A 384-nucleotide genomic window follows, 5' to 3' on the forward strand; every position below is an offset into this window, starting at 1 on the left:
CTCGCGTGCGCCGACGTGGCCGAAGCCGACGAAGCCGACGATGCCGGCGCGCTCCAGGGCGCATCGCGCCACGGGCTGCCGTTCACGTCGCTCTGGCCGCTGTTCGTGCCCCTCGCTTCGCTGCCGACCTGCGCCGGCGGCACGAGCCCCGCGTTCTGCGCGTCGAAGCCGCCGCCCAGCGCCTTGATCAGCGCCATCTGTTCGTCGGCGCGCTGCGACTTCAGGTTCGTCACGGTCTGCTCGGCGGCGAGGCGGTTCTGGTCGGCGTTGAGCACCTGCAACTGCTCGGAAAGGCCCGCCTTGTAGCGGATCACGGCGAGCTGGTACGCCTTCGTCGACGCATCGAGCGCGTGCTGTGCGTCGACCAGTTGCTTGTCGGCCGAA

General features: G+C 70.3%; 1 protein-coding gene. It reads right to left on the reverse strand.

The annotated features are described in order from the left end of the window. Window positions 1-384: TolC family protein (locus U4Y88_RS37660; RefSeq protein ID WP_321790149.1), on the reverse strand; the 384-nt coding region annotated here is incomplete at both ends.

Origin of the sequence: Paraburkholderia sp. J94 (genome assembly GCF_905220285.1) — a bacterium.
Lineage (GTDB): Bacteria > Pseudomonadota > Gammaproteobacteria > Burkholderiales > Burkholderiaceae > Paraburkholderia > Paraburkholderia tropica_A.